This window comes from Sphingomonas bacterium (assembly GCF_903644135.1).
In the GTDB taxonomy this organism is placed as follows: domain Bacteria; phylum Pseudomonadota; class Alphaproteobacteria; order Sphingomonadales; family Sphingomonadaceae; genus Sphingomonas.
In genome coordinates this window covers 1-5,153 of the sequence record NZ_CAHJXA010000201.1, presented here as the reverse complement: position 1 = coordinate 5,153, position 5,153 = coordinate 1, and the positions used below count along the sequence as shown (strand labels likewise).

Below are 5,153 nucleotides of genomic sequence, written 5' to 3'. Positions count from 1 at the left end.
GGACCGGCACCGCCCCGGCAGCCGCGCCAGGCGGTGCCGATGGTGGCGCGCCGACGTGGGCGCGCAAGCTCAGGGCCGAGCAGGCCGCGCGACACCACCGCCACGCCGCGTTGCAGACACTGAAAGAAGGCGACCGCGGCGGCGCGTCCGCCACCCCAGACATCAAGGAAAGGGAAGACTGATGCACTTCAAGCGCAGCGTCCAGCGCTACGGACGCACCCCCGAACCCGAGACGCCGTACCAGCGCGCCGGGCAGCTCTGGGACGAGCGGATCGGCTCCGCGCGCATCCAGGCACGCAACTGGCGGCTGATGGCGTTCGGCTGCCTCGCGCTCGGCGTCGGCGAAGCCGGCGGGCTCGTCTGGCAGTCGCTGCAGAGTAGGGTGACGCCCTATGTCGTCGAGGTCGACCGGCTCGGCGAGACACGCGCGGTGACCGCGGCCGAGGCCGGCTATCATCCGACCGATCCGCAGATTGCGTGGCACCTCGCGCACTTCATCAAGGACGTGCGCGGGGTCTCGCTCGACCCGGTGATGATGCGCGCCGACTGGCTGTCGGCCTACGACTTCACCACCCAGCGCGGCAGCCAGTTCCTCGGCGACTACGCCCGTGCCGCCGATCCGTTCGCGCAGATCGGCGAGAAGACCGTCTCCGTGCAGGTGACGAGCGTCGTGCGCGCTTCGGACCGCTCGTTCCAGGTCAAGTGGATCGAGACCGCCTACGAGCATGGTGCGCTTGCCGGGACGTCGCACTGGACGGCGATCCTGACCGTGCTGGTCAAGCCGCCGACCACGGCCGAGGTCCTGCGCAAGAACCCGCTCGGGCTCTACGTCGACGCGATCGACTGGAGCCGCGAACTCGACGTGCCGGCGCCGGCACCGCCGCCCGTATCAGTGCCGCAGCCGATCGCTCTCGCACCAGCCCAGCTGCCGCTCGGTTCGCCGCTCGACCCGACGCTCGCCGAACGGCCATCGCAATCCAGCCAGGAGATCCAGCCATGACGATATCGATTCAGACGCGCCTGATCGCGCCGGCATGCGCGCTCGCGGTGGCATCGGCTGCGGCCGCTGCAATTCCGCCGACCGTCGCTTCGCCGACCACTGTCGTGACGAGCAGGGCGGCCGCTCCTGCTCCGCAGGCTTGGCCCGCCATCCCGCTGGTGACACCCCGCAAGCACCGTACCGCCAGAAGCCACCGTGCGCCGGTCGCAACGACGTCGCTCCGCACCGTTTCGGCCGCTAATCGCGCAGCGACGCTGGAGCCCGACCGCCAGGCCTTCATCAACGCGGTGCAAATCTACCCCTACGCCGACGGCGTGCTCTACCATGTCTACACGGCGCCCGAGCGTGTCACCGACATCGCGCTGCAGCCCGGCGAGGTGCTCGGCGCGGTCGCGTCCGGCGACACGGTCCGCTGGACGATCGGCGACACGACCAGCGGTGCTGGCGATTCCAGACAGACCCACATCCTCGTGAAGCCGTTCGCCGCCGGTCTCGCGACCAACCTCGTCGTCACGACCGACCGGCGCAGCTATCATCTCGCACTGACCAGCACGGCGGCGAGCGCGATGGCGGCGCTGTCGTGGACCTATCCGCAGGATCAATTGATCGCATTGAAGCACGCCGCCGAGCAGGTGCGGGCGGCGGCGCCCGTCGCTGCCGGCCTGTCGCTCGAGCAGCTCCGGTTCAACTATGCGGTGACCGGCGACGAGCCGACATGGCGACCGCTGCGCGCATTCGACGACGGGCGGCAGACGTTCATCGAGTTCCCGGTGAGCATCGCGGTCGGCGAGGCGCCGCCGCTGTTCCTGGTTGACGCGAAGGGTGCCGCCCAGCTCGTCAACTACCGTGTGCAGGGCCGCTTCTACGTCGTCGATCGCATCTTCGATGCCGCCGAGCTCCGGCTCGGCAGCAAGCATCAGGACGTCGTGCGGATCACCCGCATCGCCGACGAGCCCGTGCGGCGGAGGGGCGCATGACCGAGCAAGCGATCACGCCGCCGCCGGCGAAGCTCGATCCGGAGTCGCTCGCGATCCGGGCGCGACCGAAGCGGGCGATCAGGTTCAAGCGCGGCGTCATCATCGCCATCGCCGCGCTCGGGTCGGTGAGCCTGGTCGCGGTGACATGGATGGCGCTGCGGCCGACCGTGTTCAGGCACGTCGTCGAGCAGGAGGAGCAATCGCAGCCCGGGTCCCGCCCGAACACCGATGCGCTCGCCAAGCTACCCACGAGCTACGGCGACGTGCCGAAGCTCGGCCAGCCGCTGCCGGGCGATCTCGGCAAGCCGATCCTCGATCGGCAGCAGGCGCTCGCCGACGAGGCCGGCACGGGCGCGGCGCAGCGCGCCGACCAGGCGATGCAAGCCGAGCGGGAGCGCCAAGCCGCCGAGGTGAAGGCTGCTCGCGAGTCCGGCGTGCTGGTGCAAACGCGTCAGGCCGCGACGAGCGAGCCGGTCGCCGTGCAGAGCGGAGTGGCCCTGGCGCCGGCCGAGCCCGCCACGCTGGCGATCGACCCAGGCCGCGATCCCAACTCGCAAGCCCACAAGGCGGAGTTCGTCGGCACGCTCGATCCGCGCGGCGACGTCAACCCACATCAGCTCACCCCGGCACCGTCGCCCTACACCCTGTCGGCGGGCAGCGTCATCGCGGCGAGCCTGATCACCGGCCTGCGCTCCGATCTTCCCGGCCTCGTCACCGCGCACGTGACCGAGCGCGTCTACGACAGCGCGACCGGCAGCATCCTGCTGATCCCGCAAGGATCGCGGCTGATCGGCAGCTATGACAGCGTCGTCGCGTTCGGGCAGAAGCGCGCGCTGATCGTCTGGCAGCGGCTGATGCTGCCCGACGGCAGCTCCCTGCGCATCGACAACGTGCCGGCAACCGATGCGTCCGGCTATGCCGGGCTGCAGGACAACGTCGACTTTCATACCTGGGCGCTGCTCAAGGGCGTCGCGCTCTCGACCCTGCTGGGGGTCGGCTCCGAGCTCGCGCTCTCCGGCAGCAGCGACCTCGTCCAGGCGATCCGCCAGTCGACGCAGGACAGCGTCTCACGCGCGGGCGATCAGATCACCTCGCGCAACCTCGGCGTCCAGCCGACGATCACGATCCGGCCGGGCGCGCGCGTGCGACTGGTGGTTCACAAGGATCTGGTGCTTGCGCCGTGGCGCGAGGAGCGCTGACATGGCAGATCTCAAGCTCCCACAGCTGCCGGACCGAACACCCGTCAAGCTTATCGTCACAATCTCGCCTGATCTCCATCACGCCCTGATCGCTTATGCCGCGCTCTACGCCCAGACCTATGGCCGGGAGGAACATATCACCGAGCTGGTTCCCGCAATGCTTGCCGGGTTCCTTGAGAGCGACCGCGCGTTCCTGCGGTCGCGCGCAAAACCATGACGCGGGGCCTTCCGCTCGAGGAAAGGAGCAGGGATGCGGCCAGCGCTCTCGCCACGATCGAGGCGCTGCCGACTGAACCGATCAGCGTGCGCATCTCCATGGCGGTAAAGCTCACTGGAATCGGCCGATCAACACTCTACGAGCTGATCAAGTCGGGCGAGATCGAGACAGTAAAGATCGGACGCTCAACCCTCATTCCATATCGCTGCCTGAAACGTCTCGTCATGCGATGAGGCGATGCCCGAGAGACGCATCTCTCCGGCATCCATTTTCAAGCGCGCTTCCGGGAGGCAACGCCGGCCCCAGGCCGGCTAAAATCGATGGTTACGACGGCAATGTCACCGCGCAGCTGGTCGAGATAATCCGACCAATGCTGCATCATCTCGACCCGTTCTTCCCAATATTGCCCGCGTGCATAGGCTCGGCGTACGCCGTTGTTCTCCATATGCGCGAGTTGCCGCTCGATCGCGTCCGGGTTCCACAGCCCCATCTCGTTGAGCAGCGTCGCCGCCATCGCCCGGAAGCCGTGCGCGGTCATCTCGTCCTTGCTGTAGCCCATGCGTCGAAGCGCGAAGGTGACCGTGTTCTCCGACATCGATCGCTTCCAGGTGTGGAATGCCGGGAAGACGAACGAGCTGTGGCCGGTCAGCGGCCGCAATTCCGCAAGCAAAGCGAGCACTTGGCGTGAGAGCGGCACCTGATGGGGCCAGCGCATCTTCATCTTCTCCGCTGGGATCGTCCAGACCGCGCGCTCAAGATCGAACTCTCTCCACTCCGCCTTGCGCAGTTCGCCGGGGCGGACGAACACATGCGGCGTCATCCGGAGCGCGAACGTCGTTATCGCATGGCCGGGATAATCGTCGATCGCTCGCAACAGTTCGCCGACCTCTTTCGGGCGGGTGATCGCCGCAAAGTGCTTGACCTTCGGCACCACGATGGCGCCGCGTAGATCACTCGCGATGTCCCGCTGGCACCGGCCGGTCGCGATGCCGTAGCGGAAGACACGGCCGGCGACGCTTCGCATCCGCCGGGCGCTCTCATAACGCCCCGTCGCTTCGATCTTGCGCAGGACGGCCAGCACCTCTTGAACTTCAATCTGGTTGATCGGACGATTGCCGAGAACCGGATATGCCATGTTAAGCAGCCAACGCACCTTGCCGAGCGTGCGCTCGGCCCGGCCTTCTCGGCCGATCTTCACCAGCCATTCCTCGGCGACACCCTCGAACGTGGCGTTGGCGTCGATCTGGGCGCGCAAGTTCGCGAGCTTCTTCTCGGCAATGGGGTCCATCCCATCGGCGATCCGCTTTCGCGCATCATCGCGCTTCTCACGAGCTTCGGCGAGACTCACGTCAGGCCAGACACCAAACGACAGCGTCTTGTCCTTGCCGAGGATGCGGTAGTGCATCCGCCAGTATTTGCCGCCGGCAGGCGTGACCAGGAGATAGAGTGCTCGCTCATCCGCGAGCTTGTACTGCCTCGCTCGAGGCCTGGCATTCTTGATGGCAAGGGCAGTCAGCGCCATGGGGGTATCTCCATCCGTCACCGGGTGGAATGCCCCCAAAAGTACCCCCAGCGTGGGGTAATTTCAGGCAAACGCACCCGAACCTCGCCGGACAAGATATCAAGAAAAGCGCTTAGTTTGCAGCTACTTGCGGGACGTTGGCGGACGCCTGCGGACGGGTGAATGGTGCCCAGAAGAGGACTCGAACCTCCACGACCTTGCGATCGCCAGCACCTGAAGCTGGTGCGTCTACCAATTC

The 5,153-nt window shown here is 67.0% G+C and carries 6 protein-coding genes and 1 pseudogene; 6 read left to right on the top strand and 1 reads right to left on the bottom strand.

Features of this window, described 5'->3' with window-relative positions; genetic code table 11:
- From HUU96_RS14985 to HUU96_RS15345, 6 genes and pseudogenes are all read left to right on the top strand, one after another.
- Positions 1–182, top strand: a pseudogene (locus tag HUU96_RS14985) (P-type conjugative transfer protein TrbL); the annotation flags it as partial.
- Positions 182–1,000, top strand: a complete 819-nt coding sequence (gene trbF, locus HUU96_RS10830) for a conjugal transfer protein TrbF (RefSeq protein ID WP_174292814.1) — start codon at positions 182–184, stop codon at positions 998–1,000. The pseudogene HUU96_RS14985 and the gene trbF, both read left to right, overlap by 1 nt.
- Positions 997–1,977 (top strand): P-type conjugative transfer protein TrbG, encoded by a 981-nt coding sequence (gene trbG, locus HUU96_RS10825; RefSeq protein ID WP_174292813.1) that lies wholly within the window; start codon positions 997–999, stop codon positions 1,975–1,977. Before trbF ends, trbG begins: the two co-directional genes overlap by 4 nt.
- Positions 1,974–3,176: a TrbI/VirB10 family protein gene (locus tag HUU96_RS10820; protein WP_174292812.1), complete on the top strand. Its 1,203-nt coding sequence runs from the start codon at positions 1,974–1,976 to the stop codon at positions 3,174–3,176. Before trbG ends, HUU96_RS10820 begins: the two co-directional genes overlap by 4 nt.
- 1 nt (position 3,177) lies before the next feature.
- On the top strand, positions 3,178–3,393 hold the full coding sequence (locus HUU96_RS10815; protein WP_174292811.1) for a DUF2274 domain-containing protein: 216 nt from the start codon (positions 3,178–3,180) through the stop codon (positions 3,391–3,393).
- Positions 3,390–3,626, top strand: coding sequence for a helix-turn-helix domain-containing protein (locus HUU96_RS15345; RefSeq protein ID WP_174292810.1), 237 nt, complete (start codon positions 3,390–3,392; stop codon positions 3,624–3,626). The genes HUU96_RS10815 and HUU96_RS15345 overlap by 4 nt, the downstream gene beginning before the upstream one ends.
- Before the next feature lie 38 nt (positions 3,627–3,664).
- On the opposite strand, the gene HUU96_RS10805 is transcribed toward HUU96_RS15345, so the two are convergent.
- Complete coding sequence (locus tag HUU96_RS10805; protein ID WP_174292809.1) at positions 3,665–4,915, bottom strand: tyrosine-type recombinase/integrase; 1,251 nt, start codon at positions 4,913–4,915, stop codon at positions 3,665–3,667.
- Positions 4,916–5,153 lie beyond the last annotated feature (238 nt).

What these genes read in the sequence shown, in the direction of transcription:
- trbF (WP_174292814.1), top strand. Translation starts at nt 182, where the DNA reads ATGCACTTCAAGCGCAGCGTCCAGCGCTACGGACGCACCCCCGAACCC.
- trbG (WP_174292813.1), top strand. Translation starts at nt 997, where the DNA reads ATGACGATATCGATTCAGACGCGCCTGATCGCGCCGGCATGCGCGCTC.
- HUU96_RS10820 (WP_174292812.1), top strand. Translation starts at nt 1,974, where the DNA reads ATGACCGAGCAAGCGATCACGCCGCCGCCGGCGAAGCTCGATCCGGAG.
- HUU96_RS10815 (WP_174292811.1), top strand. Translation starts at nt 3,178, where the DNA reads ATGGCAGATCTCAAGCTCCCACAGCTGCCGGACCGAACACCCGTCAAG.
- HUU96_RS15345 (WP_174292810.1), top strand. Translation starts at nt 3,390, where the DNA reads ATGACGCGGGGCCTTCCGCTCGAGGAAAGGAGCAGGGATGCGGCCAGC.
- HUU96_RS10805 (WP_174292809.1), bottom strand. Translation starts at nt 4,915, where the DNA reads ATGGCGCTGACTGCCCTTGCCATCAAGAATGCCAGGCCTCGAGCGAGG.